This window comes from Streptomyces sp. NPDC008163, assembly GCF_042956885.1.
Classification (GTDB): domain Bacteria; phylum Actinomycetota; class Actinomycetes; order Streptomycetales; family Streptomycetaceae; genus Streptomyces; species Streptomyces drozdowiczii_A.
In genome coordinates this window covers 398,896-425,291 of sequence record NZ_JBIBHG010000003.1, presented here as the reverse complement: position 1 = coordinate 425,291, position 26,396 = coordinate 398,896, and the positions used below count along the sequence as shown (strand labels likewise).

Genomic DNA, 26,396 nt, shown 5'->3' with positions numbered 1-26,396 from the left:
GCGAGGTTGCCTTGGCCACCACCGTACGACGTGCCGTCCTGACCCTGCCCGCGGCGGGGACCGGGCCGGAGAACCCGCTGCCCGCGCTGCGGCCGCTGGACGAGACGCACGTCATCGAAGACCGGGACCGGACCGGGCTGCCGCGCGACATGGCCCGACAGCTCGGCCACGCGCCGCTGACGACCGTGCTGCCCGTCCGCCTCCTCGACGGCTACGGGCGCGAGCGCGTCCCCACCGACTTCGACGCGATCGTCATCGAGAACGACCACCTGCGCGCCACCGTGCTGCCCGGACTCGGCGGCCGCATCCACTCGCTCGTCCACAAGCCGACCGGCCGCGACCTCGTCTACACCAACCCGGTCCTCCAGCCCGCCGACTTCGCGCTCAACGGCGCCTGGTTCTCCGGCGGCATCGAGTGGAACACCGGCGCGACCGGGCACACCACGCTCTCCTGCGCCCCGCTGCACGCGGCGCTCGTCCCGGCGCCCGACGGCGGCGAGATGGTCCGGCTCTGGGAGTGGGAGCGGCTGCGCGACCTGCCGTTCCAGGTGGACCTGTGGCTTCCCGACGACTCCGCCTTCCTGCACGTCGGCGTACGCATACGCAACCCGCACGAGCAGCCCGCGCCGGTCTACTGGTGGTCCAACACCGCCGTCCCCGAGCACGCGCGCACCCGGGTGATCGCCCCGGCCGACGAGGCGTGGCACTTCGGCTACGAGCGCAGCCTGACCCGGGTCCCGGTCCCCGAGAGCGGCGGCACCGACCGCACCTACCCGCTGCGCAGCGAGTACCCCGCCGACTACTTCTACGAGGTGCCCGACGGCGCCCGCCGCTGGATCGCCGCCCTGGACGAACAGGGCCTCGGCCTCGTCCAGACCTCCACCGATCTGCTGCGGGGCCGCAAGCTGTTCCTCTGGGGGAGTGGGCGCGGCGGGCGGCGCTGGCAGGAATGGCTCACCGAGCCCGGCACCGGCGGCTACGCGGAGATCCAGGCCGGACTGGCCCGCACCCAGCTGGAGCACGTCCCCCTGGAACCGGGCGGCGAGTTCAGCTGGCTGGAGTCGTACGGGCCCCTCGCCGCCGACCCCGCCGTCGTGCACGGCGACGACTGGGCGGCCGCCCGCGCCGAGACGGAGCAGCGGCTCGCCGACGCCCTGCCGCGCGCCGAAGTGGACGCCGCGTACGACGCCTGGCGCGCCCACGCCGACGCCGAACCGGGCGAACGCCTCGCCACCGGCTCCGGCTGGGGCGCCCTGGAGGTGCGGCGCGGCCGGTACAAGCTGCCCGGCACGCCGTTCACCGACGACACGCTGGGCGAGGAGCAGGCTCCCTGGCTCGAACTCCTGGAGCAGGGCACGTTCCCCGGCGCCCGGGGAGCGGTCCCCGGGCCCTCGTTGGTCTCCTGGCACTGGCGGGACATGCTGGAGACGGCTCCCGCCGAACCGCACACCGAATACCACCTCGGCATCGCGCAGTGGCACGCCGACGACCGCGCCCAGGCGGTCCGCAGCTGGGAACGCGGACTGGCCGCGGCCGCCTCGCGCTGGCCGCTGCTGCGCTGCCTGGCCGTCGCCGCCCTGGTGAGCGGCCAGCGCGAACTGGCCGCGGAGTATTACGCGGAGGCGTTCGACGGGCTGTGCGCCGAGCGCACCGCAGGCGACGAGGCGTGGACAGCCGCCACCGCCGCGCTGGGCCGGGAGGCGATCGAGGCGCTGCTCACGGCGCGGCGCACCGAGGCCGCCCGTACGGTGTGGGCGGGACTGCCCCCGGAGGTCCGGGCGCGCGGCCGGTTCCGGCTGCTGGAGGCCCAGTTGCTCGTCGCGGAGGGCCGGAAGGACGACGCGAAGGCCGTGTTCGACGCGGGCTTCGAGGTGGCCGACCTGCGCGAGGGCGCCGAGATCCTTGAGGAGGTCTGGCAGCGGCTCACGGACGAACCGCTGCCGGACGCGTACGACTACCGGATGCGCCCGCGGGCCTGACAGGAGCGGCACGACATGATCATCTGGATCAACGGAGCCTTCGGCAGCGGCAAGACCACCCTGGTCACCGAACTCCACCGCAGGCTGCCGGACGCCCTCCTCTTCGACCCGGAGCACGTCGGCTTCCTGCTGCGCGAGATCGTGGAGGTGCCGGGCGGCGACTTCCAGAACATCCCGCTGTGGCGCAAGCAGGTGGCCTCCCTGGCCCAGGGGCTGGCCGAGGAGTACGGCCGGCCGGTCCTGGCGCCGATGACCGTGGTCCGCAGACCGTACGCCGACGACATCTTCGGGGCCCTGGAGAAGGCGGGCGTGCCCGTGCACCACTTCTTCCTGAACGTGTCGGCCGCCGTCCTCGAACAGCGGCTGCACGACCGGGTGGTGGTGCCCGGCGATCCGGAGCGCGACGAGGCGGTGCGGCGCTGGGGCAAGGGGCGGATCGCCGAGTGCGTGGCGGCGGTGGGCAGTCTGCGCGAGGACACCGTGGTGCTGGACGGCGAGCTGCCCACCGCCGAGCTGGCAGGACTGGTGCTGGAGCGGACCGGGCTCGGTTAGGGCCTAGGGGGTGTCTTGTCGATCAGGGTCGGATCAGGCCGCGGTGTCTGGTGCGGTGCATCGCAAGGCGCCGGAGCGTCGTGATAGCGGAGCTATTGGGGCGTTTCGGCAACGCCGCGAGGTGCCGTGCCAGGCGTCGCGGACCCGGCCATGATCGGCAAGACGCCCCCTAGACCCGCAGGTTGCGGTCGGCGTACTCGAAGACCGAGCCGTCCGGGTGCACCGCGATCAGGTTGCGGCCGACCGGGGTGGGGACCGGGCCCGCGATGACGCGGGCGCCGACCCGGGTCAGGGACTCGTGGGCCTCGTCGACGTCCTTCACGGCGATGGTCGCGGTGACCTTGCGCAGGATCTCCAGCTCCGATTCGGGGCCGCTCATCAGCAGGAAGCAGCCGATCGCGGCCACCGACACCCCGCCGCGTTCGAAGCGGAGGGCCCGAGCGCCGGTCAGCCGCTCGTAGAAGGCCACCGCGGCCTCCAGATCGTCGACGCAGATACGCAGCGTGGTTCCCAGGATCTCCATGGCGGCAAGGATAGGGCCTGCCGTTTGGATCAGGCCGGGCTCGCGGGCTCTGGCACCGCACCTCGCGGCGTTGTCGTCAATCACCAACGATCCGGCCTGATCCAAACGGCAGGCCCTGGTTGGCCGCCCACCGCCATGTGATCCCTTCCCCCCGCCGTGCGCTCAGACCCGGCAGAGCACCTCGCCGTGCGGCACCATGAACCAGCCGTCCTCCTGCTCGCCCCACTCGCGCCAGGCCCCGGCGATCTCCGCCAGCTCCTCCGTCGTGGCGTGCCCGCCGTCCACCGCCAGCTTCGCGTACGCCGAGCCGACGGTGCGGTCGGCCCACAGCCCGCTCCACCAGGCCCGGTTCTCCGGCGTGGCGTAACACCAGGAGCCCGCCGTGGGGGTGATGTCGGTGAAGCCGGCCTGCCGTGCCCAGGACAGCATCCGGCGCCCGGCGTCCGGCTCGCCGCCGTTGGAGCGGGCCACCCGGCCGTACAGGTCCGCCCAGCGGTCCATGCCCGGCGACTCGGGATACCAGGTCATCGCCGCGTAGTCGCTGTCGCGCGCCGCGACGACGCCCCCGGGGCGGCACACCCGGCGCATCTCGCGCAGGGCCTGCACCGGATCGCCCACGTGCTGGAGGACCTGGTGGGCGTGGACCACGTCGAACGAGTCGTCCGGGTAGTCCAGGGCGTGGACGTCCGCCATGGCGAACTCCACGTTGTCCACGCCGCGTTCGGCGGCGACCTCGGCGGCCTGGGCCAGGATCTCGTCGGTGGTGTCGACGGCGGTCACCCGTCCCGGGGCGACCAGCGCGGCCAGGTCCGCGGTGATGGTGCCAGGGCCGCAGCCGACGTCCAGCACGTCCAGGCCCGGGCGCAGTTCGCCGACGAGGTAGGCGGCGGAGTTGGCGGCGGTGCGCCACCGGTGCGAGCGCAGCACCGACTCGTGGTGGCCGTGGGTGTAGACGGCGGTCTCCTTCGGCATGGCCGTGCATCCTCTCTCGAAACGCGAACCGCGAAAGCGCTGATCGGTAGGACCACCGTAGGCCCTTCCACCGAATAATGAGATGGACATCTTGCGATGTGGACAGGCCGCGAATGTGAAGGGGCGGCCGACTCCGTGTCGACCGCCCCTTGTTGTGCTTCCCGCCCGGTCCCGCTACGCCGGCCTCGGGCAGTACACCGTCAGCGCCTCCGGCAGCTTGTCGATCAGCAGCTCCGCCTCGCTGTGCGCCACCTCGCCGTCGTACGCGTACGGCGTCCCCGGCTTCAGGCCGGAGATCCGTACCCGCTGACGGCGCACCGCCGCGTGCATGGGGGAGCGGGTCAGCGGCCCCGCGACCGCCGCCGCGAGCAGCCGCAGCCCCGGCGTCCGGCCGCCGTGCACCACGCGGACGTCCAGCAGCCCGTCCGCGAGGTTGTGCCGCCGCCCCGGCGCCGGGCCCACCCGCTGGAACAGGCCGTTGCCGACGAACAGCAGCCACAACGGACGGCACCGGCCCTGGAGTTCGGCCTCCAGGGGGCGTTCGCCGCGCAGGACGTGCAGGGCCGCGAGCACCCCCGCCGGCCAGCCGCCGATCCGGGGCGACCACCGCTCCCGCATCCGCACCAGCTCCGGATACACACCCAGGCTGAAGGCGTTCAGGAAGTAGCCGTCGGCGCCCTCGGGCCCCGGCCGGAAGCGGCCCACGTCCGCCCGCACCGCGCTCCCGGTGGTGAGCGCGGAGCACGCGTCGGCGACGGTCTCGATGCCCAGGTCGTAGGCGAAGTGGTTGAGGGTCCCGCCCGGGAACACCGCGAGCGGCACCTCGTGCTCCACCGCCACGGACGCCGCCAGGTTGACCGTGCCGTCCCCGCCGCACACCCCCAGCGCCGTGCACCGCTCCGCCGCCTGCGCCAGCTCCGAGGCCAGCCGGCCGGGCGGGCACTCCACGATCTCCGCCTCCGGCAGCGCGTTCCGGATCAGCGAGGCCGTCGCGGTCGCCGTCCCCGACTGCTGGTTGGCCACGACCACGAGGCCCCGGCCCTCGGGCAGGGCGGGCGCGTCGGCCGGCGGTCTGCCCGGCGCGGGCAGCTGCCCCCTCGTCGGTATCACCCCGCGCAGGGCGAACGCCGCCCCCACACCCAGCGCCGCCCCCGCCAGCACATCGCTCGGGTAGTGCACCCCGGTGTACACGCGGGACGCCGCCACGGACAACGCGACGGGCGCCACGACCGCCCCCCAGCCCCGCGACTCCAGGGCGACCCCGGTGGCGAAGGCGGCGGCCGACGCGGCGTGCCCGGACGGGAACGAGGTGGTCACCGGCTGCCGCTTCAGCTGCCGTATCACCGGCACGGCGTCCAGGATCGGCCGGTCCCTGCGGACCGCCCCCTTGCCCACCGTGTTGATCGTGGCCGACGCCACCGCGAGCGAGGCGATGCCCCGCAGCGCGGCGCGCCGGGCCCGGGCACTGCCCCCGAAGGCGGCCATACCGGCCGCCGCCCCGAACCACAGCAGCCCGTGATTGGCGCTGCGGCTCAGCCGGGGCAGCACAGGACCCGCGGCCGGCCAGTGCCGTTGGGCCAGATTCTGGAACACGGCCAGATCGCGCCGGTGGAACCGGTCGCGCAGCCCGGAGATCCGGGACGGTACGGAAGCATTGCTCGCTGACGACATGCGACAGCGGATACCCCGCATCACCGCCCCGAACCAGCAGCCACGCCGAAGGTAGCCTGAGGTTCGTCACACCGGTCGCCGGCCGGGACACCGAACAAGGGGGAATGCGGGGCCATGGGGCGACTCGTGCCGGCGGTGACCAGGGCACTCGACGTGCTCGAACTCTTCCTCCAGGGCGACGGCACGCTGTCCGCCCCCGAGGTGACCCGCAAGCTCCAGCTGCCCCGTACCACCGTCCACGAGCTGCTCACCACGCTCGCCGCCCGGTCGTACCTGGTCACCGACCCCGAGCGGCCCGGACGCTACCGGCTGGGCGTGCGCACCTACCAGCTCGGCAGCCGGTACGCGGACCAGCTCGACCTCGCCGCCGAGGGCCGCCGGGTCGCCCGCCGCGTCGCCGAACGGTGCGGGGAGTCCGTGCACGTGGCGATCCTGGACGGCACCGACACCGTCTGCGTGGCCCAGGCCGACTCCACCCACGCCGTCCGCACGGTCTCGGCGGCCGGCCACCGGCTGCCCGCCCACTGCACGTCCGCCGGGAAGATGCTCCTCGCCTCGCTGCCCGCGCCCGAGCTCGACGCCCGGCTCGACGGCCTCGAACCGGCCGCCCTGACCCCGCACACCCTCACCGGCGAGCGCGAACTGAGGGCCGCGCTCGACGCCGTACGGGAACGCGGTGTCGCGACGGAGCACCAGGAGTCCGACCCCGGCGTCAGCTGTGTCGCCGCCCCGGTGCGCGACCGGTCCGGGCAGGTCGTCGCCGCGCTCTCCGTGTCCGTCCCGATGATCCGGTGGAGCGAGGAGCGCGAAGAGGAGCTCGCCGCCCTCGCCGTCGACGGCGCCGACGAGCTGTCGGGCCGCCTCGGACACGACCGGACCACGGTGTGAACCCCGCCAGGGAAGGCGCCCCGCCCCGTTCCCTCGTATAAAGGTCCGGAGGGCGGACGGCGAAGGAGGCCCGATGGGCCGGGAGCGGACCGGGCGGCACGAGCGCGGCACGGACACGGTCCGGGAGGACCGGGGCCCCGTACGGTACGGGCCGCCGGCCCCCTGGCCGGGACTGCCCGTCCTCCCCGAGCTGGCCGAGGTGCTGGCCTCCGCCGCCGGTGACGCCGCGCCCCAGCCCGCCGGCGGATCGGCCGCCCTGCGCGAGGCCGCCTGCGCCTACTGGGACCGGCGCGGACTGCACGGCGGCCCCGAGCGCGTCGCCGCCGCCCCCGGCACCGCACCGCTGCTGCTCGCCCTGATCGCCGCCCACGGCGGGGACGTCCTGCTGCCGCGCCCCTGCCCCGCCTCCTGGATCCCGCAGGCCAGGCTGCTCGGCCGGCCCGCCTACCAGGTCCCCACGCCCGCCGAGTGCGGCGGCGTGCCCGACCCGTACGCCCTCCTCGAAACCGTGCGGCGGGTACGCGCCGAAGGCGGCCGGCCCCGCCTGCTGCTGCTCTCGGTGGCCGACGACCCCACCGCCACGGTCGCCCCGCCGGAACTCGTGCGCGAGGCCTGCGAGGCCGCCGTGGACGAGGGCCTGCACATCGTCAGCGACGAGACCTGGCGCGACACCCTGCACCGCCCGCACGACACGGTCCTGGTCAGCCCGGCCGAGATGTGCCCCGACGACGTCACGGTGGTCTCCGGCCTCTACGGCGCGCTGGCCCCGGCCGCCTGGCCGGTCGCCGTCGCCCGGTTCCCGGACACCGCACGCGCCGCCGCCCGCCACGCCCGTACGCTCGACGTCCTCACCGCGCTCGGCGCCTCCGTCGCCGGACCGGTCGCGGCGGCCGCCGCCCACGCGCTGCGCGAACCGGACGCCGTCACCGAACGCGCCCGGCGCTCCGCCGCCCTGCACGCCCGGCTCGCCGCCGAGGCACACCGCGCCGTCCTCGGCTGGGGCGCCCTCGCCCGGCCCCCGCAGGCCGGCCGCCACCTCTACGCCGACCTCGCCCCGCTCCGCTCCCGGCTCGCCGCCCGGGGCGTCACCGACTCCCTCGAACTGGAGGAGTACCTGTCCGCCCGGCTCGGCACCCCCGCCCCCGGCGGCCACCGCTTCGGCGACGAGCTCGGCGCGCTCCGGGTGCGGCTGGGCACCGGCGCGCTCCTCGGCACGGAGCCGGCACGGCAGACCGAGGCGCTCACCGCCCCGGACCCGCTCGAATTGCCGCACATCGCGGCAGCGCTGAGCATTTTCCGAGCAGCCCTCGACGCACCGCGCTGACCCACCGCGCCGGCGCCCTCCTGGACGGGAGCCCCGATGACCGACCAGACCGAGACCCCGGTCGCACCCCCTGTGGTCTGCGGCGACGTCGTCACCCCGCGCCCTCTCGGCGAGGTGCGCACCTGGCCCCGGAGCTTCGCGGACCGGCTCACCGCCCCGCTCCCCGGCGTCCGGGGCATGTCCCGGCTGGCCCGCGAGCACGCCATCCGGCCCAACGCGGAGGGGCTGCGCCACATCCACCGGCTGCCGTACGCCCCCGAGCCCCTGCCGCCCGTCCCGGCCGGAGCGAGCTGCGTCACCTGGGCGGGGCACGCCAGCTGGATCATCCGCACCGGAGGCCTCACCGTCCTCGCCGACCCCGTCTGGTCCCGCCGCATCCTCGGCACCCCGGCCCGCATCACGCCCGTCGGGGTCCGCTGGGAGGACCTGCCGCCCGTCGACGCGGTCGTCATCAGCCACAACCACTACGACCACCTGGACGCCCCCACCCTGCGCCGGCTGCCCCGGCACACCCCGCTCTTCGTCCCCGCCGGACTCGGCCAGTGGTGCCGCCGCCGGGGCTTCGTGTGCGTCACCGAACTCGACTGGTGGGAGTCCGCCGAGCTGGACGGCGTCCGCTTCGACTTCGTGCCCGCCCACCACTGGTCCCGGCGCACCCTCACCGACACCTGCCGCTCGCTGTGGGGCGGCTGGGTCGTCCAGGACACCAAGGCTCCGGCGGACGGCGGCCGGATCTACTTCGCCGGGGACACCGGATACGGGCACTGGTTCGCCGAGATCGGCCGCCGCCACCCCGGCATCGACCTCGCCCTGCTGCCGATCGGCGCGTACGAGCCCCGCTGGTGGCTCGGCGACGTCCACGCCGACCCGGAGGAGGCCGTGCAGGCGTACGAGGACCTCGGCGCCCACGCCATGGCGCCCATGCACTGGGCGGCCTTCCTGCTCTCCGCCGAACCGGTCCTCGAACCGCTCACCCGGCTGCGGACCGCCTGGCAGCGCGCCGGACACCCCCGCGACCGGCTCTGGGACCTGCCCATCGGCGGCTCCCGCCTGCTGGCGGCCCGGCAGGACGGCGTCAGCGCGCCCACCACGCCCGCGTCCGGCGCCACACCGCGGGCGCCCCGCTGATCAGCAGCGTCAGGCCCACCGCCGCGACCACGCCCTGCCACGGCTCCGGGAACAGCGAACCGCCCAGGATGCCGATCAGCTGGTACGTCGCCGCCCACGCCAGACACGCGGGCGCGTCGCCCCGGGCGAACCGCCGCAGCTCCATCCGGCCCAGCAGACAGGCCAGCATCACCGGGATGCGCCCCGCCGGGACCAGCCGGGACAGCACCAGGACCGTCACCCCGTGCTCGTCCAGCTTCGCCTGGGCCTGCTCAAGACGCTCCGGCGCCGCCCGGTCCCGGATCGCCCGCAGCCACCGGGAGCCGTTCTTCGACCGCACCCCCCGCTGCCCCAGCCAGTACAGGCATATGTCCCCGAGGAACGCCGCCGCCGACGCCACCGCGAACACCACCAGCAGCGAGAACGGCGACGACTGGTGGAACGCCACCACGGCCGCCGAGCTGACCAGCGCGCCCGTCGGCACCACCGGCACCAGCGCACCCAGCGCCACCAGCAGGAACAGCGACGGATAGCCGACCGCCTGCTGCGTCGACTCGGCGGGCAGCTGCGCCGTCTGGCGCAGGAACTCGATCACGCGCAGCCCTCCGGCCGCACCCGCTCGCCGTGCGCCAGCCGGTGCACCACGACCTCCGGCGCCGCCATCGCCGCCTTCCGCACGAACTCCTCGCCCGGCGCGTGGAACTCGTGCGGCCGGACCCCGTCCATTCCGATCGGCCAGTACGTGCCGTAGTGCACCGGCACCGCCGCGCGCGGCCGCAGCCGGGTCAGCGCCTGCGCCGCCCGCCCCGCGTCCAGATGCCCGTGCCCCAGATAGGGCCCCCAGCCGCCGACCGGCAGCAGCGCCACGTCCACCGGGCCGACCGCCCGCGCCATGTCGTCGAAGAGCCCGGTGTCCCCGGCGAAATACGTACGCGCCGCGCCCTCCACCACGTAACCCAGCGCGGGGGACCGGTGCGGCCCCAGCGGCAGCCGCCGGCCGTCGTGCAGCGCCGGAACCGCCCGGACCCGCACCCCGCCCACCCGCACCTCGTCGCCCACGACCACCTCCGTGATCCGCAGACCGCGCGTCCGGCGCAGCAGCCGCAGCCCCGGCACCGACCGCACCGAACCGCGCGGCACCAGCACCCGCGCCCCCGGCGCGACACGCGCCAGCGACGGCAGGTGCAGATGGTCGGAGTGCAGATGCGAGATGAGGACCACATCGGCCGCGGCCGCGTCCGGACCGGGCAGCTCGCCCCGGCGCCGCCGAAGATGCGCGAAGCGCCGTACGAACAACGGATCGGTGAGGAAGCGGACCCCGGAGTCCTCGATCGTGCACGTGGCATGACCCCACCAGGTGATCTCCACCGGCACGCGCCGCCTCCTCCTGCTCACCGGACCCCTTCGGACCCCACCACACCTGCCCCGACGAGCCTACGGCCAGTCGTGCCCGGCCGGTCGGCGTACCCCGGCGCACCCGTGGATCACCGGTCCGGGCCCGTGCCCCCGTGCGCCCCCTCGCCGCCCCGGAACGCTCCCTCGGCCCTCGGGAACGGGCGCATAGGGTCGGGGAACGACGATCACGGGGAGAAGGACGGGCCATGGGGGACGTACGCGTGGCGGCCATCGCCAGCCTGACGCCACTGGAGGAACTGGACAGCGATCCGTTCCTCGTGGACACCAGGGGCCAGCACGCCATGTGCGCGCGCTGGGCCGCCGACCAGGGCTACGTCGTCACCCGGCAGCTGCGCCTCTACGCGCTGCGCCCCGACCACCCCGCGCTCTGGGACGGCATCGACAGCGGCGAGGTCGAGCTGTTCGTCGCCCCCTGCGACCGGGTCCTCGCCCGCGCCCTGGCCTCGGTGCCGGAGTTCACCGCGGAGTGCGAGCGGCGCGGCGTGCGTCTGGAGATCGCCGGGCTCACCGAGCCGTCCTACACCGCCGACGGCAAGGCCGGAGTGCACCGCCGCCTCTCCATGCCGACCGCCGGATACAACGGCTGCTGACCGGCCGCAGGACCGCCGAGGCCGCTGTGAAAGGCTGGAACAGGGCCCGGAACGGCAGGGCCCGGACACGAGGTGAAGGCGGCGTGGGCGACAGACGATGGCGGCGGGCCGGCGCCGCGCTGATGCGGGTGATCGCGGTCTGGGCCGTCTCGACGCTCACCATGCTCGCCCTCGCGGGCATCCTTCCCGACTTCCGGCTCCAGTCACCCGACGGCGACAGCATCACCAGGACCGCCTTCGCCGCGGCGTGGGGCGCGGGCGCCTTCGGACTGCTCTCCGCGCTGGTCTGGCCCGTGCTGGTACGGGCCCTGCTCATCGTCCCGGCCCTCGTCCTCGGCGCCCTCGTCTTCTTCCTCAACGGCTCGCTGCTGCTGATCGCGCTCCGGCTCATCCCGGACGGCCGGGGCACCGTGGCCCCGGAGACCGCCGTCGCCGTCGCGGCCGTGATGTCCGCCGTCGCCTCCGCGACCTCCACCGCCCTCGCCGTGCGCGACGACAACGCCTACCGCCGCCGCCTCTCCCGCCTGGCCGACCGCCGCCGCCGGCGCACCGGCACGGGCGACGCGCGCGGCGGCCCGCAGGGCACCGTCTTCATCCAGCTCGACGGGGTCGGCCACGACGCCCTCGTCGCGGCGGCCGCCGGGGGCGTCATGCCCACCGTCGCGCACTGGCTGGCCGGACCCGGAGGACACCGGCTCATGCCCTGGCGCACCGACTGGTCCAGCCAGACCGGCGCCAGCCAGCTCGGCATCCTGCACGGCAGCAACCACGACGTGCCCGCCTTCCGCTGGTACGAGAAGGAGACCGGCCTCGTCATGGTCTCCAGCAAGCCCGCCAGCGCCCTGGAACTCCAGCGCCGGGCCATCACCCGCACCCGGGACGGCGGACTGCTCACCCTCGACGGCGCCAGCCGGGGCAACCTCTTCAGCGGCGGCGCCGCCCAGCTCGCGCTCGTCCTCTCGATGGCCGCCAGACTCGGCAAGGGCCGCCGCTCCCGGGCCGGGTACTTCGCCTACTTCTCCGACCCGGCCAACGCCGTCCGTACCGCCGGCTCCTTCGTCGCGGAGGTCTGCCGGGAGATCGCCCAGTCGACCCGGTCCCGCCTCCGCAAGGAGACGCCCCGCATCAAGCGCGGCGGCCTCTACCCCTTCATCCGCGCCTTCGCGACCGTCGTGGAGCGCGATGTAGTGGTCGCCGCCGTCATCGGCGACATGTTCGCCGGCCGGACCGCGGTCTACGCCGACCTCGTCGCGTACGACGAGGTGGCGCACCACTCCGGACCGCGCAGCCGCGACGCGGAGAAGGTGCTCGCCCGCCTCGACCGGGCGCTCGCCCTGATCACCGAGGTCGCCGAGCAGGCGCCCCGCACCTACCGGATCGTGCTCCTGTCCGACCACGGACAGAGCCCCGGGGACACCTTCGCCGGGGTGTACGGGCTGACCCTCAAGGACCTCGTGCGGGCGGGCAGCGGACTGCCCGTGCCCCGGCGCGCGCAGCGCACCCGCAGCGCGTCCGAGGCCCGCGACGCGGTCCGCATCGCCCTGCACCGGCCGGTCACCGAGGGCCAGGAGGAGCACGTCGCGAAACCCTCCGACCCGATAGTGCTCGCCTCCGGCAACCTGGGCCTGATCTCCTTCCCGGACATCGAGGGCCGCGCCTCCCAGGAACAGCTGGAGCACCGCCATCCCGCGCTGCTCTCCACGCTCGCCAACCACCCGGGCATCGGCTTCCTGCTCGTCCGCAGCGAGCACCACGGCTCGGTCGTGCTGGCCCGCGACGGCGTACGGGTGCCCCTGGCGGAGCTGGCCGACGGACAGGGGCCGCTGGCCGTGTACGGTCCCGGCGCCGCGGCCGCGATCCGGCGGACGGACACCTTCCCGCACGTCGCCGACGTGATGGTCAACTCCATGTACGACCCCGCCACCGGCACCGTGCACGCCTTCGAGGAGCAGATCGGCTCGCACGGCGGCCTGGGCGGCGACCAGTCCCGGCCGTTCCTGCTGTGGCCGCGCACCCTGACCGACCCACTGGAAGCCGTCACCGACGAGGACGGGACGCGCCCGGACGAACTCGTCGGGGCCGAGGCCGTGCACCGGGTCCTCAGACACTGGCTCCAGGAGGCGTCCGGGCCCCAGGTCCCGGTGCCGTCCGGCGAGGAGCCCGAGGGCGCCTGATCAGGCCGACTGCCGCCGTACGAGGGTCGGGTGGAAGATCACCGAAGGCGGCGGGTCCACCGGCTTGCCGATCTGCTTGAGCAGCAGCCGGGCCATCTCCGCCGACATCTCCTCCACCGGCTGCCGGACCGTCGTCAGCGGCGGATCACAGGCCAGCGCCGCACTGCTGTCGTCGAACCCGACGAGCGCGACGTCGTCCGGGACCTCCTTCCCGGCCCGCAGCAGCACCGGCACCGCTCCGAGCGCCATCAGGTCCGACGCGATGAACACCGCGTCCAGATCCGGCCGCTCCGCCAGCAGCCGCCGCATCGCCGCCGCGCCCCCGGCATGGGTGAAGTCGCCCTCGGCGGTCACCACGTCCGAGATGCCGTGCGCCGCGGCTGCGTCCAGGAAGCCGGAGAGCCGCGCCTGACCGGCCGGCATGTCCTGCGGGCCCGACACCGTGCCGATGCGGCGCCGGCCCAGCGCGGCGAGATGGTCGGCGGCCAGCCGCGCCCCGGCCCGCTGGTCCGCCTCCACATAGGTGAGCGGGGTCGGCCTGCGCGGCTGCCCGGCGAGCACGGCGGGCAGCCGGGTCCCGTGCAGCAGCCCGGGCAGCGGGTCGTCCGCGTGCGACGAGATGAGGACCACCCCGTCGACGTGCCCGTGGCGCAGGTACGAGAGGAGCTGGTCGCGCGACTCCTGGTCGTCGGCCAGCATCAGGACCAGCTGGATGCCCGCCGGGCGCAGGACCTCCAGGAGCCCGGCCACCACCCGCCCGAAGTACGGGTCGGAGAACATCCGCCCGACGAACGGCTCGGGCACGGTGCGCCGCTCCCGCTCCGAGACGACCAGCGCGATCGAGTCGGTCCGCCGGGTCACCAGCGAGCGGGCCGCGCGGTTGGGGACGTAACCGGTGGCGTCCACCGCCGCTTCCACCGTCCGCCGCAGCGCCGGGTCCACCGTCGTCGCCCCGTTGATCACCCGGGACACCGTCGCCCGTGACACCCCGGCCACTCCGGCGACGTCCTCCAAGGTCACGGGACGGGCGGGTGGCGGCGCGTCGGCAGGCATGCAGTCTTTATACCGGGTGGTACGACCGGCGGGACAACGACCCTGGGCGCCTTGGGATGACGTTGACCCGGCCGTCAGCCGGACACGTCGGGCAGCCGGGCGATCTCGGTCCGGCGGGCGGCGACCAGGGCGGCCGCGAGGCGCTTGGCGTCCGGCCGGGTGCCCGCCCCGGTCTCGGAGCGTGACACCTGGGCGGTGTGGCGCAGATGGCCGCCGATGCGGTCCACCAGGAACCGGTCGAAGGCCGCGCCCTCCAGCGTGCGGGCCCGTGCCAGGTCGTCGGCCGTCACCATGCCCGGCATGTGGTGGCCCTCGTGCACATTGGTGTCCGGGAGCCCCATCCGGCTCAGCAGCGGGCGCAGCCGGGCCAGTTCACCGTTCTGCGAGGCGCGCAGCTCCGCCGCCCAGCGCCGCACGGCGGCTTCGCCGGCGCGGTCGGCGGCGAGCGAGAGGAGTGCGACGGCGGACTCGTTCATGGGGGTCATCAGCTGCGCCCAGGCGGCGTCCGTGGGGTCGGCGGGGGCGCCGGTGGCGGACGAGGAGGGCGGGGGAGTGCCTTCCGGCTCGGCCGCGGGGGAGCCGCAGCCGGCCAGGAGGAGGAGCAGCAGGGTGAGCGCCACCGCGCCGCGGGCCGCTGTCATCGGGGGCTCCCTGGGGGAGGGCCCGTCCGGGGCGCGAGGCCCCGGACGGGCGGATGGGGACGGGGGGTGCGTCAGGGGGTGCCGTCGGCCCCGCACTTGATGATGGCGTTGATGCAGTCGCGTACGCGCTGCGCCAGTTCGGCCTCGGGCCACACGTTGAAGAAGTCGCCGTGCATCGTGTAGCCGGGACCGGACGCCAGGCGGAACCTGGACGGGTCACCGTTGACCGGGTACCGCAGCACCTGGCGGAGCTTGGGCACCGGCACCGGGTGGGTGGCCGGGCACGCGCCGTTGACCGGGTACGACATGTGGCTCTTGTGGTCGGGCGAGTCGAGGTCCTTGCCGTTCCAGCACTGCGGGAAGTCGAGGTACGACTCCAGCATGGCGTCGGACGGGCAGTTGACGAAGTCGTGCGACGGGTTGACCTCGCCGTGGTGCAGACACGACCAGCGCGAGATCGTGTTGTCGTTCGGCCCGGTCGCCTTGGCGTTGCCCGCGACGATCCGCAGACCCCGGGGGAAGGGCTTGATCTGCCGGATGACGTCGTCCCGGACGCCCTCGCCCAGGTAGTAGAACGTGGTGCCGGTGGGCTCCACCTCCTTGTTCCCGTCGTACAGGGTCGGCACCCAGTACGACGACAGGTCGATGTCGGGTGAGCAGGTGCTCCTGGCCTTCTCCAGCGAGGCCAGGTCGGAGTGGCCGTTCGTGGAGTCGTTGCCGAAGAAACTGTGCATGTGCGAGGCGCCGGGCAGGCCCGGAAAGACGATCGGGTCGTCGGGCGCCCGGTGGGTGTACGGGCACTCGGCGAGGAATTCGGCCACCCGGACCACGTCGGCGGCCGCCTTGGGGGCGGGGGCCGCCGTGCCGGCGGACGCGCTGCCGGTGGTGGCCTGAAGGAGGGTCAGGGCGAGCGCCGCGGCGGCGAGCGCCGCCGTGCGGTATCGCCGGGGCGGGGTTCTGCGGTGGCTGTCCTCGCCGCTGTGTCGTTGACGGAAGAAGAGCACGGCACTCCTGTTCGGGGAAGTGGTGGGGGGATGTGCCCTGATCATGGGCGGGCTGATCAGGCGAGAGAGCGCTCTCTGTCAGGGAACGTAGGAGTGTGTTCAGAGCATGTCAATACACCTGGCACACCTTCGATTCCGGGCGTCACGGCGGCAGTTCGGTCCGTAAAGGCCGGGAGAGCGCTCTCTCTCGCGATTGTCGCTCAAAACCGCTGGGGGGTGGCCCGAGAGAGCGCTCTCCCGGCTCTTTCGGCCGGGGCGTTGTCAGTGGTGGGCGGCAGGATGGAGGACATGACGAACTCAGCAGTCGTGCTCGCCGACCATGCCTCCTACGCCGCCGCCGTCGAGGAGGCCGCGCAGGCCGCCGCCGCGTACTACGCCACGGGCGAGAGCACGCTCGACGACGACTCCTACGACCGCCTGGCGCGCGGTATCGCCGCGTACGAGCGGGAGCATCCGAAGGAGGTGCTGCCCGCCTCGCCCACCGGCAAGGTGGCGGGCGGCGCGGCTGTTGGGGACGTGCCGCACACGGTGCCGATGCTCTCCCTCGACAACGTCTTCTCGGCCGAGCAGTTCGCCACCTGGACCGCGTCCCTGGAGCGCCGGATCGGACGGCCCGTCACCGCGTGGAGCGTCGAGCCGAAGCTCGACGGGCTCGCGGTCGCCGCGCGGTACCACGAGGGCCGCCTCGAACGGCTGATCACCCGGGGCGACGGGACCGCCGGTGAGGACGTCTCGCACGCCATCGGGACCGTCGTCGGGCTCCCCGCCCGGCTCACGGAGCCGGTCACGATCGAGATACGCGGCGAGATCCTGATGACCACCGAGCAGTTCGAGCAGGCCAACACGGTGCGCACCGAGCACGGCGGCGCCCCCTTCGCCAACGCGCGCAACGGCGCCGCGGGCACCCTGCGCGCCAAGGACCGCGCGTACACGGTGGAGATGACGTTCTTCGCGTACGGCGCGCTGCCGCTGCCCGAGTCCGGTGAAGCGGCCGCCGGGCTGAGCGAGTTGCCGCACAGCCGGGTGCTCGCCCGGGTCGCGGAGCTCGGCGTGCACACCGCGGCCGGCACGCAGGTCGCGCCGCGCACCGCCGCGACCGTTGAGGAGGTCCAGGCCCGGATCGAGGAAGTCGCCGCGCTGCGGGCCGCGTTGCCGTTCGGGATCGACGGCATCGTCATCAAGGCGGACCTGGCGGCCGACCGGCGCGACGCCGGTTCCGGCACCCGGGCCCCGCGCTGGGCCATCGCCTACAAGCTGCCCGCCGTCGAGAAGGTCACCCGCCTCCTCGGCGTCGAGTGGAACGTGGGCCGCACCGGCATCATCGCGCCGCGCGCCGTGCTGGAGCCGGTCGAGATCGACGGCTCGACCGTCAGCTACGCGACGTTGCACAACCCCGCCGACATCACCCGCCGGGACCTGCGCGTCGGCGACCACGTGATGGTCTACAAGGCGGGCGACATCATCCCCCGCATCGAGGCGCCCGTCGCCCATCTGCGCACCGGCGACGAACAGCCCATCGCCTTCCCCGAGGCGTGCCCCCAGTGCGGTTCGGAGATCGACAGCAGCGAGCAGCGCTGGCGCTGTGTGCGGGGCCGCGACTGCCGCATCGTCGCCTCCGTCTCGTATGCCGCCGGGCGCGACCAGCTCGACATCGAAGGGCTCGGCACCACCCGCGTCGTCCAGCTGGTCGACGCCGGACTCGTCGCCGACTTCGCCGACCTGTTCATGCTGGAACGCGAACAGCTGCTCACACTCGACCGGATGGGGGAGACCAGCACCGACAATCTGCTGGCCGCGATCGACACGGCCCGGTCGCAGCCGCTCTCCCGGGTCTTCTGCGCCCTCGGCGTGCGCGGCACCGGGCGCTCCATGTCCCGCCGGATCGCCCGTCACTTCGGGGAGATGGACCGCATCAGAGCCGCCGACGAGGAGGAGTTGCAGCGGGTCGACGGCATCGGCAAGGAGAAGGCGGCCGGTGTCGTCGCGGAGCTGGCCGGACTCGCCCCGCTCATCGACAAGCTGGTCGCCGCCGGGCTGAACATGACCGAACCGGGCGCGACCCCGCCGCTCCCGCCGGGCGAGGAGGCCGGGGAGACGGCCGCCGGTGCCGAGGGCGCCCCGCTGGCCGGGATGACCGTGGTGGTCACCGGGGCGATGACGGGTGCGTTGGAGAAGCTGTCGCGCAACCAGATGAACGAGCTGGTCGAGCGGGCCGGCGGCAAGTCCTCCTCCAGCGTCTCCACGCGCACGACGCTGCTCGTGGCCGGGGAGAAGGCCGGCTCCAAGCGGACCAAGGCGGAGGACCTGGGGGTGCGGATCGCGACGCCGGAGGAGTTCGCGGAGCTGATAGCGGAGTTCCTGCCGGTCGATGCGTGACGCGCGTGACCGCGCGGGGCGTGGGTGCGGCGCACGCTGACCGTCGTGCGGGCGGGTCGTGAGGCGAGGGGCGGGCCGTGTCCTTCGATTGTGCTGGGGAGTGGCTTTCTTTGCCTCCCTATTGCATAGTGAGGGCTCGGCCATGCCTCGCGATCAGCGGGTCACCGGGTGTGTGTACGGCTGCGGCTGCGCGCCGGGGGTGAGGGGCGATGCGTTCTTTGCGCGACGGACGGCGGCACGACCGCTCCGTCCACCGGCACTACCGGGGCGCCACCCATGGCCTCGCCCTCGACCTCGGCAGCTCCCGCGTCCGGGCCTGGGTGCCCGGCCGGGGCATCGTCGCGGACACCGTCCACGGGACCGGTGAGTACGGCCCCGGCCGGCCCGTGCGACGCGGCCGCATCGTGGACCCGGACGCCTGCGGCCGGATGTTGGCCCGCATCGCCGACCGGACCCTGGGCGAGCGCCGTGAGGACGCGGTCATCGTCCTCAGCCATCCCGTGCTCGCCGGCCCCGGACACCGGGCCGCGGCCCGCGACCTGCTCCACGCGCTCGGCCCCTGCGACGTCATCGTCCTGGACAGCGCCCGCGCCGCCGCCGCGTGCGCCGGGCCGGGGGACGGCGGCCCCCTCCTCGTCCTGGACATCGGGGCCGAGCTGACCGAGGCGACCCTGCTCGTGGACGGCCTGGTGCACGACGCCCGGCTCGCCGAGACCGGGCTCAGCGACCTGGACCCGGGCGAACCGCCCACCGCCACCGTCCGCGCCGTCCTGGACATGGTCATGTCCATGTGGCGGCAGGACCCGCACGGCGCGCTGCTCGGGGCCCTGCGCAGGGGGCCGTTGCTTGCCGGAGGCGGTGTGCTGCGGCCGGACGTCACCAACCGGATAGCCGTCCGCCTCGGCGTCCCGGTCCGGCGCACGGACGACCCGGCGACCACGGTCGTGCGCGGCGCCGGACGGGTCCTCGGCTCCGTCCTCCGCCACACCACGGCGCCCGCCCTGCCCGGCCGCCCCCGGTGAGCCCGGTCCCGGGGCCGCCCCCGGGGGAGGCGGGGCGCCCGTCCGCCGCGCGGCACTGCCTGCTCGCGCTGCTCCTCGCCGTGCTCGCCCTCGTGGGTGGGGCGTCGGCCGGGGGGACCCTGCCCGTACGCGCGACGGCGGCGCTTCCCGGGGCGACCGTGCCGACCGTGCCGACCGCGCCGACCGCGACGCCTGGGGACCTCGCGCCCACCGCAACGACCGCCCCCGGCCTCCCCGTACAACAGGCGACCGCCGAGGCACCCCGGACCGACCCGCCCACCCCGCCGCCCGCCACCGTCGACCGGGGCTCCGACACCACCCCGTGGGCCGCCGCCGAGCACCCCCGTGCCGCACACCAGTTGCCCCCGCCCGGCCCCGGCGGGCTCGTGCCGAACCCCGCGCGGGCCCCCCTTCCGCGTTCCGTCCCCTGGTCCGTCCGGACCGCCCCCGTCCCCGCCGTCCAGCGCCCGCGCGTGGCGCTGCCCGGTGTGCGCGGGCCTCCGAGTGCCGGTCTTCACCGGCCCGGGGACCGCATTCCGGTCCCGCGACCCATCAACGCCGCGCAGCTCCCGCCGTCCTGACCGGGCGGGGGGCGTGCCCGGCGCCCCCTCGGAGGAAACCCGCAATGACGCGCGCCACCACGGTGCGGGCGGTTCTGGCTGCGGCCGTGCTGCTCGTCTCCGTGTTCATCACGCTGACCATGTCACCCAGACTCGGCCTGGATCTCCAGGGCGGCACCCGCATGGTGCTCCAGGCCGAGGACTCCGACACCGCGAAGGCCGACCGCGAGAGCACCGACCGCACCCTGGAGGTGCTGCGCGGGCGCATCGACTCGCTCGGGGTGATGGAGCCGGCCCTCACCCGGTCCGGCGAGGACCGGATCATCGTGGAGCTCCCGGACGTCCAGGACCCGCGCAAGGCCGCCGAGGTCATCGGCAGGACCGCCCAGCTGACCTTCCACGCCGTCCGGGGCGCGGGCGAACCCGGCGGGGACGGCAAGGGGCTGACCCTGCCCGACGAGCAGGGCCGCGAACTGGCCCTCGGGCCCGTCGCGCTCTCCGGCGCCGGGGTCAAGGAGGCGTCCGCGTCCTTCGACGCCCAGCAGGGCGCGGGCTGGACCGTGTCGCTCGACTTCCACAAGGACGCCGGCCGGGACTGGACCCGGCTGACCGGCGAGGCGGCCTGCCACCCGGTGCAGGACGAGCGGCGCCGGGTCGCCATCGTGCTCGACCAGCGGGTGATCTCCTCGCCGCAGGTCTCGCCGACGGTCTCCTGCGGTTCGGGCCTGCCGTCCGGCTCCACGCAGATCACCGGCTCGTTCAGCGCGGACGAGGCCCGCGAACTCGCCCTGCTGATCGAGGGCGGCGCCCTGCCCGTGCCGGTCGAGATCGTGGAGCAGCGGACGGTCGGGCCGACGCTCGGCGCCGCCGCGATCGACGCCGGCGCGCGGGCCGCCCTGATCGGCGCGGCGGCCACCGCCCTGTTCATCATCGTCGTCTACCGCCTGTTCGGCGCCCTCGCCGCCGTGGCGCTCGCGGCGTACGGAGTCGTCTCGTACGCGGCCCTCGTCGCCCTCGGTGTCACGCTGACCCTGCCCGGGCTCGCCGGTTTCGTCCTGGCGATCGGCATGGCGGTCGACGCGAACGTCCTGGTCTTCGAGCGGGCCCGGGAGGAGTACGCCGGGCGGCCCGGCAAGAGCCTGCGGGCCTCGCTCGCCGCCGGTTTCAAGGGCGCCTGGACCGCCGTCGCCGACTCCAATGTGACGACGCTCATCGCGGCCGGGCTGCTGTTCCTCCTCGGCTCCGGACCGGTCAAGGGGTTCGGTGTCACGCTCGCCGTCGGTGTCCTCGCGTCGATGTTCTCCGCGCTGGTCATCGCCCGCGCCCTCACCGAGATCGCGGCGTACTCGCGGTTCGTCGCGGACTACCGGGGCGTCAACGGCATCGCGATCCCGGGCCGGGTGCGGACCTGGCTCACCCGGCGCGACCCGCAGCTGATGCGCTCCCCGCGCCGCTGGCTGACGGTGTCCGCCGTACTGGTCGCGGTGGCCGTCGCGGGCATCGTGGTGCGCGGGGTCACCCTGGGCGTGGAGTTCACCGGCGGCCGCCTGGTCGAGTACGCCACCAGCCGCCCCGTGGACATCGAGACCGCGCGTAACGCCCTCGCGGGCGCCGGGTTCAAGGACGCCGAGGTCACCACGGCCGGCGCGGGCGACATCTCCGTGCGCACCGGCGAACTCGACAACGACGGCGAACACACGCTGCGGGCCGCCCTGGCCGCCGAGGGCGGCGAGACCACCAAGGTCCGCGACGAGCTGATCGGCCCCAGCCTCGGCGACGAACTCCGGCGCAACGCCCTCATCGCCCTGGCCATCGCCGTATGCGTGCAACTGGCTTATCTGGCGGTCCGGTTCCGCTGGACGTTCGCCGTCGCCTCGGTCGGGGCCCTCGTGCACGACGTGATCATCCTGATCGGGGTGTTCGCCTGGCTGGGACGGACCGTGGACGGCGTCTTCCTGGCGGCGCTCCTCACCGTCATCGGGTACTCCGTCAACGACTCGGTAGTCGTCTTCGACCGGGTGCGGGAGCTGTGGACGAAGACCCGCCGCAAACCCCTCGCGGAGGTGGCCAACCGTGCGGTGCTGCAAACCGTGCCCCGCACGGTGAACACCGGGATGGGCGCCCTCTTCATCCTCGCCGCCCTCGCCGTGCTCGGCGGCGACTCGCTGGAGGACTTCGCGCTCGCCCTGCTGATCGGCATCCTCGTGGGGACGTACTCCTCGGTGATGACCGCCGTACCGGCCGCGCTGCTGCTGGAACGCACCAGCAAGGTCCCGCCGCCCGCCCGCACCCGGACCCCGCGCGCCCGGCAGCGTGCGGGACGCCGCGACCCGCGCGACAACGGGGCGCGGGTGTAGCCCGCCACGGGCCCGTGCCACGCCGGCCGGCGGACACGGGCCCGGTCCGGCCCCGGCCCCGGGGCCTGTCCGACCATTCCCGTCTGCCGTTCGACGCCATGCACGCACTCCCGGATGCGCCTGACGCCGCCCGGCCCCCCGCCCTCCGGGCGGACGACGGGAGCGTCAGACAGGCCCTGTCGAGCGCAGATACGCGGCGGTGTCCGCGTCGGCCGGCAGCAGCGTCTCGATGGCCAGCTCCGCCACCGTCACATCCATCGGCGTGTTGAACGTGGCGATCGAGGCGACGAACGACAGCACGTGCCCCTCGTGCTCGATGACCAGCGGCAGGGCGAACGGCACCGACGACGAGGGCGGCTGCCAGTCCTCGTCCCCTTCCGGCCCCGCCGGCAGCGGATAGCCCGCCACCTCCTCGTACAGCGCGCGCAGCTCCGGCGAACGGACCAGCGCGATCTGGCGCTCCATCTGCGCGAGGAGGTCCGCCCGCCACGCGCGGAGGTTGCGGATGCGCGGGGCCAGGCCTTCCGGGTGCAGGGTGAGCCGCATCGCGTTCAGCGGCGGGGCCAGCAGGTGTTCCGGTACGCCGTCGAGCAGCCGGGTCATCCCCTGATTGGCCGCCACCACCGTGTACGTCCCGTCCACGACGAACGCCGGATACGGGTCGTAGCCCCGCAACAGCCGGTCGAGGCCGTCCCGGAGCGCGCCCATCGCCGGGTCGTCGAGCGCGGTCTCCGCGTAGTGCGGGGCGTAACCCGCCATCACCAGCAGGGCGTTGCGCTCCCGTACCGGCACGTCCAGATGCTCGGCGAGCCTCAGCACCATGTCCTCGCTGGGGCGCGAGCGGCCCGTTTCGATGAACGAGATGTGCCGCGCCGAGGAGCCGGCCCGCAGCGCGAGCTCCAGCTGACTCACCCGGCGCCGCTCCCGCCAGCTGCGCAGCAGCGGCCCTACCCCCGTGTCGAGCGCGACAGTTGTCATACGGAGACCGTAACGTCACCGGCACCGCCGACCGGCATCGACCACCAGTGAGGGAGCCGCACCATGCCCGCCGCACCGCTGCCGCAGAACGAGATCGAGGACCGGCTGCGCGAGCTGCCCGGCTGGGCGCTGGAGGGGGACCGGATCGGCCGCACCTACCGGCTGCCCTCCCACTTCGCCGCCGCCGCGCTCGCGATGCACGTCGCCGCGATCCAGGACGAGCTCAACCACCACAGCGATCTGACGCTCGGCTACAACACCGTCGCCCTCCGGGTGAACTCGCACGACGCCGGCGGCAAGGTCACCGAGAAGGACCTCGGCCTCGCCGCCCGGGTCGCGGCGGTGGCACCCGGCCACGGGGCGGAGTAGCCCTCACACCGCGGCGCCGAAACCCGGGTGCGTGTCGAGCCAGCGCGTGTAGCTCTCGCTGCGTGCCACCGCCTGGGCATACGCCGACCGGGTGTGGCCGCTCACCGCACCGGCCGCCGCCGACGCGGCGGCCGAGCGCGGGTGCCAGCCGAGCAGATGGCGCCAGCTCAGCGGCGCCCCGGCGACCGGCAGCGTCACCACCCCCGGCGTCGGCGGAAACGTCGCCCGGCACAGCCCCACCGCGCGCCCCACCTGGACGAGATGGACGACGGACGAGGTGTCCGTCTCGTACACCGACACCGGACGGAAGCCGGCCCGCGCGCACGCCGCCACGAAACAGTCAGCGAAGCAGCCGTCGCCCGGCACGTCCGCCCAGCACTCGTCCGCGAGCTCGGACAGCTCCAACTCGCCCCGGCCGGCCAGCGGATGGGTATCCGGCAGCATCACGAAGACCGGATCGACCCCGACGACCTGCCACTCCAGCCGGTCCGCGACCGGCGGGGCGCTCTCGCCGCAGGTCCCGATGAGCGCGAAGTCGAGCCGCCCGTCCACCAGTTGCGCGGCGATCTCGGCCACCGACCAGGAGGTGTACGTGGACACCGGCGCCGCCGGATGCGCGGCGGCCAGCCGGTCCACGAGGCCGCCGAGGAGCGGGCCGTGCGTGCCGCCCAGCCGGAACCGCTCCATGGACCCCATCGCGTTGGCGAACCGGACCGCCTCCTCCTGGAGTTCGCTGACGGCGGGCAGCACGATCCGGGCCCGCTCCAGGACGAGTTCGCCCAGCGGCGTCGCCCGCGCGCCCGTGTGGTCGCGGTCGAACAGCGGGCCGCCGAGCGCCTTCTCGATCCGCCGCAGCTGTGCGCTCAGCGCGGGCTGCGCGAGGCCCAGCGCGCTGGCGGCCTTGGTGAGGCTGCCCGTGTCGGCGATGGCACGTACGGTTCGCAGATGGCGCAACTCCAGCTCCATCACCGCACGTTATGGCCCCCGTCGCCGCACGGCAATACATCGGTGGTTCAGACCACTGGTCCGCGCCCAGGGGCGGGTGTCATGGCCTAGAGTCGCCTCCTGATGCTGGATTACAACGAAGAGGCCGCCGTCTACGACGCCACGCGCGGCGGGCTGCCGCGTGCCGAGGCGGCGGCCGCCGCCGTGCTCGGCCTGATACCGGACACGGCGCGCTCCCTGCTCGACATCGGCTGCGGTACGGGGCTGGTCACCGGCCGGATCGCCGCCGGACGCCCCGGGCTGCGGGTGACCGGGTCCGACGCCGCGCACGGCATGGCCGTCGTCGCCCGGCAGCGCGTCGGCGCCGTGGTGCTCGCCGACGCCCGCCGGCTGCCCCTGCCCGACGCGGGGGTGGACGCGGTCAGCGCCGTCTGGCTGCTGCATCTGCTGCGCGAACCGGGCGCGGTCCGGGCGGTGGTGGCCGAGGCGGCGCGGGTGCTGCGACCGGGCGGGGTGTTCGTCACCACCGTCGACAAGGACGCCGCGCACGACGTGGGCAGCGACATCGACGAGACGTTCGCCCCGTACCTGGTGCCCACCCCGGCCGACGGTACGGACCGGGTCGTCGCCCACGCGGCGGGGCACGGCCTCGATGTGGCGGGGGACGCGTTCTTCACCGGACACGGGCAGGGCCGGTCGCCGGTGAGCGTGGCACGCGGGGTCCGCCGGGGCTACTACGCCTCGCGCCTGGCCCTGCCGGGGGACGCCGCCGAACAGCTCGTCCGGAGTCTGGCCGCCCTGCCGGACCAGGACCGCAGGCGCGCCGCCCCGGAGTACCGGCTGCTGGCCCTCCGGCGCCGATAGCCCACCCCGGCGGCTTGCCGGAACGGCAAGGAAGTTTGCCTGCTCGGCGGCGGGTGGTGACCCTGGTGCCATGAGCAACCACTCCGGCCACGGCCACCACCACGACGGCCAGCAGAGCCTGCACCACGAGCCCTCCGCGCACGGGCACCACCACGGCGGGTCGGAACCCGACTGGGACGTCATGGCCCCGCTCCTGGAGCGCAACGCCGAGTTGAGCAGCGCGCAGTACACCGAGGCGGCCCGCTGGATCGCCGCCCTGCCCACCGCCCCGAAGGTCCGCCGGGTCCTCGACGTCGGTGCGGGACCCGGGGTGGTCGCCTGCCTGCTCGCCGAGGTCTTCCCGGACGCCGAGGTCGTCGCCGTCGACGGCACCCCCGCCCTGCTCGACCGCACCCGGGACCGGGCACGGCGGCTCGGGCTCGACGACCGGGTCACCACCCTGCACGCCACGCTCCCCGAAGAGCTGTCCGCCCTGGGCGAGGCCGACCTGATCTGGGCCGGCAACACCCTGCACCACATGGGCGACCAGCGCGCCGTGCTCGCCGGGTTCGGCGGACTGCTGCGCCCCGGTGGCACCGTCGCCCTGGTCGAGGGCGGGCTCCAGGTCCGGCAGCTCCCGCGCGACCTGGGCTTCGGCAGGCCCGGGATCGAAGCCCGGATGGAGGCCGCCGAGGCGGAACTCTTCCAGCAGATGCGCGCGGACCTGCCCGACGCCCGGCGCGAGGTCGAGAACTGGGCGGCCCTCTTCGACGCGGCCGGCCTCACCCCGCAGGGCACCCGCAGCTTCCTGCTCGACCTGCCCGCGCCCCTCGGCGACGCGGCCCGCGAACAGGTGATCGCCGACTTCACCCGCCGCAGCGGCGGGCTGCGCGAGCACCTGGACGCCGAGGACCTCGCCGTGCTCGACCGGCTCCTGGACCCCGAGGACCCGGCATCCCTCTACCGCCGCCCGGACGTCTTCCTGCTCCTTGCCCGCACCCTCCACCTGGGCCGGCGCGACGCCTGAGCCGTCTCCGTACAGCGGCGAAAAC

The 26,396-nt window shown here is 74.6% G+C and carries 24 protein-coding genes; 14 read left to right on the top strand and 10 right to left on the bottom strand.

Annotated elements, in window-relative coordinates; genetic code table 11:
- Positions 1–11 precede the first annotated feature (11 nt).
- Both ACFZAT_RS09840 and ACFZAT_RS09835 read left to right on the top strand, forming a co-directional pair.
- Positions 12–1,979, top strand: a complete 1,968-nt coding sequence (locus ACFZAT_RS09840; RefSeq protein ID WP_391262497.1) for a DUF5107 domain-containing protein — start codon at positions 12–14, stop codon at positions 1,977–1,979.
- A 15-nt stretch (positions 1,980–1,994) separates the two neighbouring features.
- Positions 1,995–2,531, top strand: a complete 537-nt coding sequence (locus ACFZAT_RS09835; protein ID WP_391262495.1) for an AAA family ATPase — start codon at positions 1,995–1,997, stop codon at positions 2,529–2,531.
- Between the two features lie 169 nt (positions 2,532–2,700).
- Here the strand turns inward: ACFZAT_RS09835 and ACFZAT_RS09830 are convergent, their stop codons facing one another.
- The 3 genes from ACFZAT_RS09830 to ACFZAT_RS09820 all read right to left on the bottom strand — a co-directional run bounded on the left by ACFZAT_RS09830 (position 2,701) and on the right by ACFZAT_RS09820 (position 5,697).
- A complete protein-coding gene (locus ACFZAT_RS09830; RefSeq protein WP_391262493.1) occupies positions 2,701–3,054 on the bottom strand; it encodes a VOC family protein in 354 nt (117 codons plus the stop codon).
- A 162-nt stretch (positions 3,055–3,216) separates the two neighbouring features.
- Positions 3,217–4,026: a methyltransferase domain-containing protein gene (locus tag ACFZAT_RS09825; RefSeq protein WP_391262491.1), complete on the bottom strand. Its 810-nt coding sequence runs from the start codon at positions 4,024–4,026 to the stop codon at positions 3,217–3,219.
- 174 nt (positions 4,027–4,200) lie between these two features.
- Positions 4,201–5,697 carry a phosphatase PAP2 family protein gene (locus ACFZAT_RS09820; RefSeq protein ID WP_391262490.1) on the bottom strand — a complete coding sequence of 499 codons (1,497 nt, stop codon included), beginning with the start codon at positions 5,695–5,697 and terminating at the stop codon, positions 4,201–4,203.
- Between the two features lie 114 nt (positions 5,698–5,811).
- On the opposite strand from ACFZAT_RS09820, the gene ACFZAT_RS09815 reads away from it, so the two are divergent.
- From ACFZAT_RS09815 to ACFZAT_RS09805, 3 genes are all read left to right on the top strand, one after another.
- Entirely contained in the window at positions 5,812–6,585 is a 774-nt protein-coding gene (locus tag ACFZAT_RS09815; protein ID WP_391262488.1) for an IclR family transcriptional regulator C-terminal domain-containing protein, read from the top strand.
- 73 nt (positions 6,586–6,658) lie between these two features.
- Positions 6,659–7,909, top strand: coding sequence for an aminotransferase class I/II-fold pyridoxal phosphate-dependent enzyme (locus ACFZAT_RS09810; protein ID WP_391262486.1), 1,251 nt, complete (start codon positions 6,659–6,661; stop codon positions 7,907–7,909).
- 36 nt (positions 7,910–7,945) lie between these two features.
- On the top strand, positions 7,946–9,037 hold the full coding sequence (locus ACFZAT_RS09805) for an MBL fold metallo-hydrolase (RefSeq protein WP_391262484.1): 1,092 nt from the start codon (positions 7,946–7,948) through the stop codon (positions 9,035–9,037).
- Here ACFZAT_RS09805 and ACFZAT_RS09800 read toward each other — a convergent pair.
- Complete coding sequence (locus ACFZAT_RS09800; protein ID WP_391262483.1) at positions 8,985–9,611, bottom strand: VTT domain-containing protein; 627 nt, start codon at positions 9,609–9,611, stop codon at positions 8,985–8,987. The genes ACFZAT_RS09805 and ACFZAT_RS09800 overlap by 53 nt on opposite strands.
- Complete coding sequence (locus ACFZAT_RS09795) at positions 9,608–10,390, bottom strand: MBL fold metallo-hydrolase (RefSeq protein WP_391262482.1); 783 nt, start codon at positions 10,388–10,390, stop codon at positions 9,608–9,610. The genes ACFZAT_RS09800 and ACFZAT_RS09795 overlap by 4 nt, the downstream gene beginning before the upstream one ends.
- Positions 10,391–10,617: 227 nt before the next feature.
- On the opposite strand from ACFZAT_RS09795, the gene ACFZAT_RS09790 reads away from it, so the two are divergent.
- Both ACFZAT_RS09790 and ACFZAT_RS09785 read left to right on the top strand, forming a co-directional pair.
- Positions 10,618–11,022, top strand: a complete 405-nt coding sequence (locus tag ACFZAT_RS09790; protein WP_391262480.1) for a hypothetical protein — start codon at positions 10,618–10,620, stop codon at positions 11,020–11,022.
- 83 nt (positions 11,023–11,105) lie between these two features.
- Positions 11,106–13,196 carry an alkaline phosphatase family protein gene (locus tag ACFZAT_RS09785; protein ID WP_391262478.1) on the top strand — a complete coding sequence of 697 codons (2,091 nt, stop codon included), beginning with the start codon at positions 11,106–11,108 and terminating at the stop codon, positions 13,194–13,196.
- On the opposite strand, the gene ACFZAT_RS09780 is transcribed toward ACFZAT_RS09785, so the two are convergent.
- The 3 genes from ACFZAT_RS09780 to ACFZAT_RS09770 form a co-directional block, all read right to left on the bottom strand.
- Positions 13,197–14,249 carry a substrate-binding domain-containing protein gene (locus ACFZAT_RS09780; RefSeq protein WP_391262476.1) on the bottom strand — a complete coding sequence of 351 codons (1,053 nt, stop codon included), beginning with the start codon at positions 14,247–14,249 and terminating at the stop codon, positions 13,197–13,199.
- A gap of 74 nt (positions 14,250–14,323) precedes the next feature.
- Positions 14,324–14,890, bottom strand: coding sequence for a DUF305 domain-containing protein (locus ACFZAT_RS09775; RefSeq protein WP_391262474.1), 567 nt, complete (start codon positions 14,888–14,890; stop codon positions 14,324–14,326).
- A gap of 71 nt (positions 14,891–14,961) precedes the next feature.
- Positions 14,962–15,894, bottom strand: a complete 933-nt coding sequence (locus tag ACFZAT_RS09770; protein WP_391262472.1) for a DUF1996 domain-containing protein — start codon at positions 15,892–15,894, stop codon at positions 14,962–14,964.
- Positions 15,895–16,173: 279 nt separating this feature from the next.
- Between ACFZAT_RS09770 and ligA the strand changes: the two genes are divergently transcribed.
- The 4 genes from ligA (at position 16,174) to secD (ending at position 22,209) form a co-directional block, all read left to right on the top strand.
- Positions 16,174–18,270 (top strand): NAD-dependent DNA ligase LigA, encoded by a 2,097-nt coding sequence (ligA, locus tag ACFZAT_RS09765; protein WP_391262470.1) that lies wholly within the window; start codon positions 16,174–16,176, stop codon positions 18,268–18,270.
- 209 nt (positions 18,271–18,479) lie between these two features.
- Positions 18,480–19,292, top strand: a complete 813-nt coding sequence (locus tag ACFZAT_RS09760) for a rod shape-determining protein MreC (RefSeq protein ID WP_391262468.1) — start codon at positions 18,480–18,482, stop codon at positions 19,290–19,292.
- Positions 19,289–19,873: a hypothetical protein gene (locus ACFZAT_RS09755; protein ID WP_391262466.1), complete on the top strand. Its 585-nt coding sequence runs from the start codon at positions 19,289–19,291 to the stop codon at positions 19,871–19,873. Before ACFZAT_RS09760 ends, ACFZAT_RS09755 begins: the two co-directional genes overlap by 4 nt.
- A 44-nt stretch (positions 19,874–19,917) precedes the next feature.
- The gene (gene secD / locus ACFZAT_RS09750; protein ID WP_391262464.1) at positions 19,918–22,209 is read left to right on the top strand and encodes a protein translocase subunit SecD; all 2,292 of its coding nucleotides are present in this window, start codon (positions 19,918–19,920) and stop codon (positions 22,207–22,209) included.
- A gap of 165 nt (positions 22,210–22,374) precedes the next feature.
- On the opposite strand, the gene ACFZAT_RS09745 is transcribed toward secD, so the two are convergent.
- On the bottom strand, positions 22,375–23,187 hold the full coding sequence (locus ACFZAT_RS09745) for a helix-turn-helix domain-containing protein (RefSeq protein ID WP_391262462.1): 813 nt from the start codon (positions 23,185–23,187) through the stop codon (positions 22,375–22,377).
- A 63-nt stretch (positions 23,188–23,250) separates the two neighbouring features.
- Here ACFZAT_RS09745 and ACFZAT_RS09740 point away from each other — a divergent pair, with 63 nt between their 5' ends.
- Positions 23,251–23,556: a 4a-hydroxytetrahydrobiopterin dehydratase gene (locus ACFZAT_RS09740; protein WP_391262460.1), complete on the top strand. Its 306-nt coding sequence runs from the start codon at positions 23,251–23,253 to the stop codon at positions 23,554–23,556.
- Positions 23,557–23,559: 3 nt separating this feature from the next.
- On the opposite strand, the gene ACFZAT_RS09735 is transcribed toward ACFZAT_RS09740, so the two are convergent.
- Positions 23,560–24,522 carry a LysR substrate-binding domain-containing protein gene (locus ACFZAT_RS09735; RefSeq protein WP_391262458.1) on the bottom strand — a complete coding sequence of 321 codons (963 nt, stop codon included), beginning with the start codon at positions 24,520–24,522 and terminating at the stop codon, positions 23,560–23,562.
- A gap of 102 nt (positions 24,523–24,624) precedes the next feature.
- On the opposite strand from ACFZAT_RS09735, the gene ACFZAT_RS09730 reads away from it, so the two are divergent.
- Complete coding sequence (locus ACFZAT_RS09730) at positions 24,625–25,365, top strand: methyltransferase domain-containing protein (RefSeq protein ID WP_391262456.1); 741 nt, start codon at positions 24,625–24,627, stop codon at positions 25,363–25,365.
- A 70-nt stretch (positions 25,366–25,435) separates the two neighbouring features.
- Positions 25,436–26,371: a methyltransferase gene (locus ACFZAT_RS09725; protein ID WP_391262455.1), complete on the top strand. Its 936-nt coding sequence runs from the start codon at positions 25,436–25,438 to the stop codon at positions 26,369–26,371.
- The last annotated feature ends 25 nt before the right edge of the window (positions 26,372–26,396 follow it).

Coding starts and splice junctions, on each gene's coding strand:
- ACFZAT_RS09825 (WP_391262491.1), bottom strand. CDS start 4,026: ATGCCGAAGGAGACCGCCGTCTACACCCACGGCCACCACGAGTCGGTG.
- ACFZAT_RS09780 (WP_391262476.1), bottom strand. CDS start 14,249: ATGCCTGCCGACGCGCCGCCACCCGCCCGTCCCGTGACCTTGGAGGAC.
- ACFZAT_RS09740 (WP_391262460.1), top strand. CDS start 23,251: ATGCCCGCCGCACCGCTGCCGCAGAACGAGATCGAGGACCGGCTGCGC.
- ACFZAT_RS09790 (WP_391262480.1), top strand. CDS start 10,618: ATGGGGGACGTACGCGTGGCGGCCATCGCCAGCCTGACGCCACTGGAG.
- ACFZAT_RS09760 (WP_391262468.1), top strand. CDS start 18,480: ATGCGTTCTTTGCGCGACGGACGGCGGCACGACCGCTCCGTCCACCGG.
- ACFZAT_RS09830 (WP_391262493.1), bottom strand. CDS start 3,054: ATGGAGATCCTGGGAACCACGCTGCGTATCTGCGTCGACGATCTGGAG.
- ACFZAT_RS09805 (WP_391262484.1), top strand. CDS start 7,946: ATGACCGACCAGACCGAGACCCCGGTCGCACCCCCTGTGGTCTGCGGC.
- ACFZAT_RS09745 (WP_391262462.1), bottom strand. CDS start 23,187: ATGACAACTGTCGCGCTCGACACGGGGGTAGGGCCGCTGCTGCGCAGC.
- ACFZAT_RS09835 (WP_391262495.1), top strand. CDS start 1,995: ATGATCATCTGGATCAACGGAGCCTTCGGCAGCGGCAAGACCACCCTG.
- secD (WP_391262464.1), top strand. CDS start 19,918: ATGACGCGCGCCACCACGGTGCGGGCGGTTCTGGCTGCGGCCGTGCTG.
- ACFZAT_RS09725 (WP_391262455.1), top strand. CDS start 25,436: ATGAGCAACCACTCCGGCCACGGCCACCACCACGACGGCCAGCAGAGC.
- ligA (WP_391262470.1), top strand. CDS start 16,174: ATGGAGGACATGACGAACTCAGCAGTCGTGCTCGCCGACCATGCCTCC.
- ACFZAT_RS09775 (WP_391262474.1), bottom strand. CDS start 14,890: ATGACAGCGGCCCGCGGCGCGGTGGCGCTCACCCTGCTGCTCCTCCTC.
- ACFZAT_RS09820 (WP_391262490.1), bottom strand. CDS start 5,697: ATGTCGTCAGCGAGCAATGCTTCCGTACCGTCCCGGATCTCCGGGCTG.
- ACFZAT_RS09815 (WP_391262488.1), top strand. CDS start 5,812: ATGGGGCGACTCGTGCCGGCGGTGACCAGGGCACTCGACGTGCTCGAA.
- ACFZAT_RS09810 (WP_391262486.1), top strand. CDS start 6,659: ATGGGCCGGGAGCGGACCGGGCGGCACGAGCGCGGCACGGACACGGTC.
- ACFZAT_RS09730 (WP_391262456.1), top strand. CDS start 24,625: ATGCTGGATTACAACGAAGAGGCCGCCGTCTACGACGCCACGCGCGGC.
- ACFZAT_RS09735 (WP_391262458.1), bottom strand. CDS start 24,522: ATGGAGCTGGAGTTGCGCCATCTGCGAACCGTACGTGCCATCGCCGAC.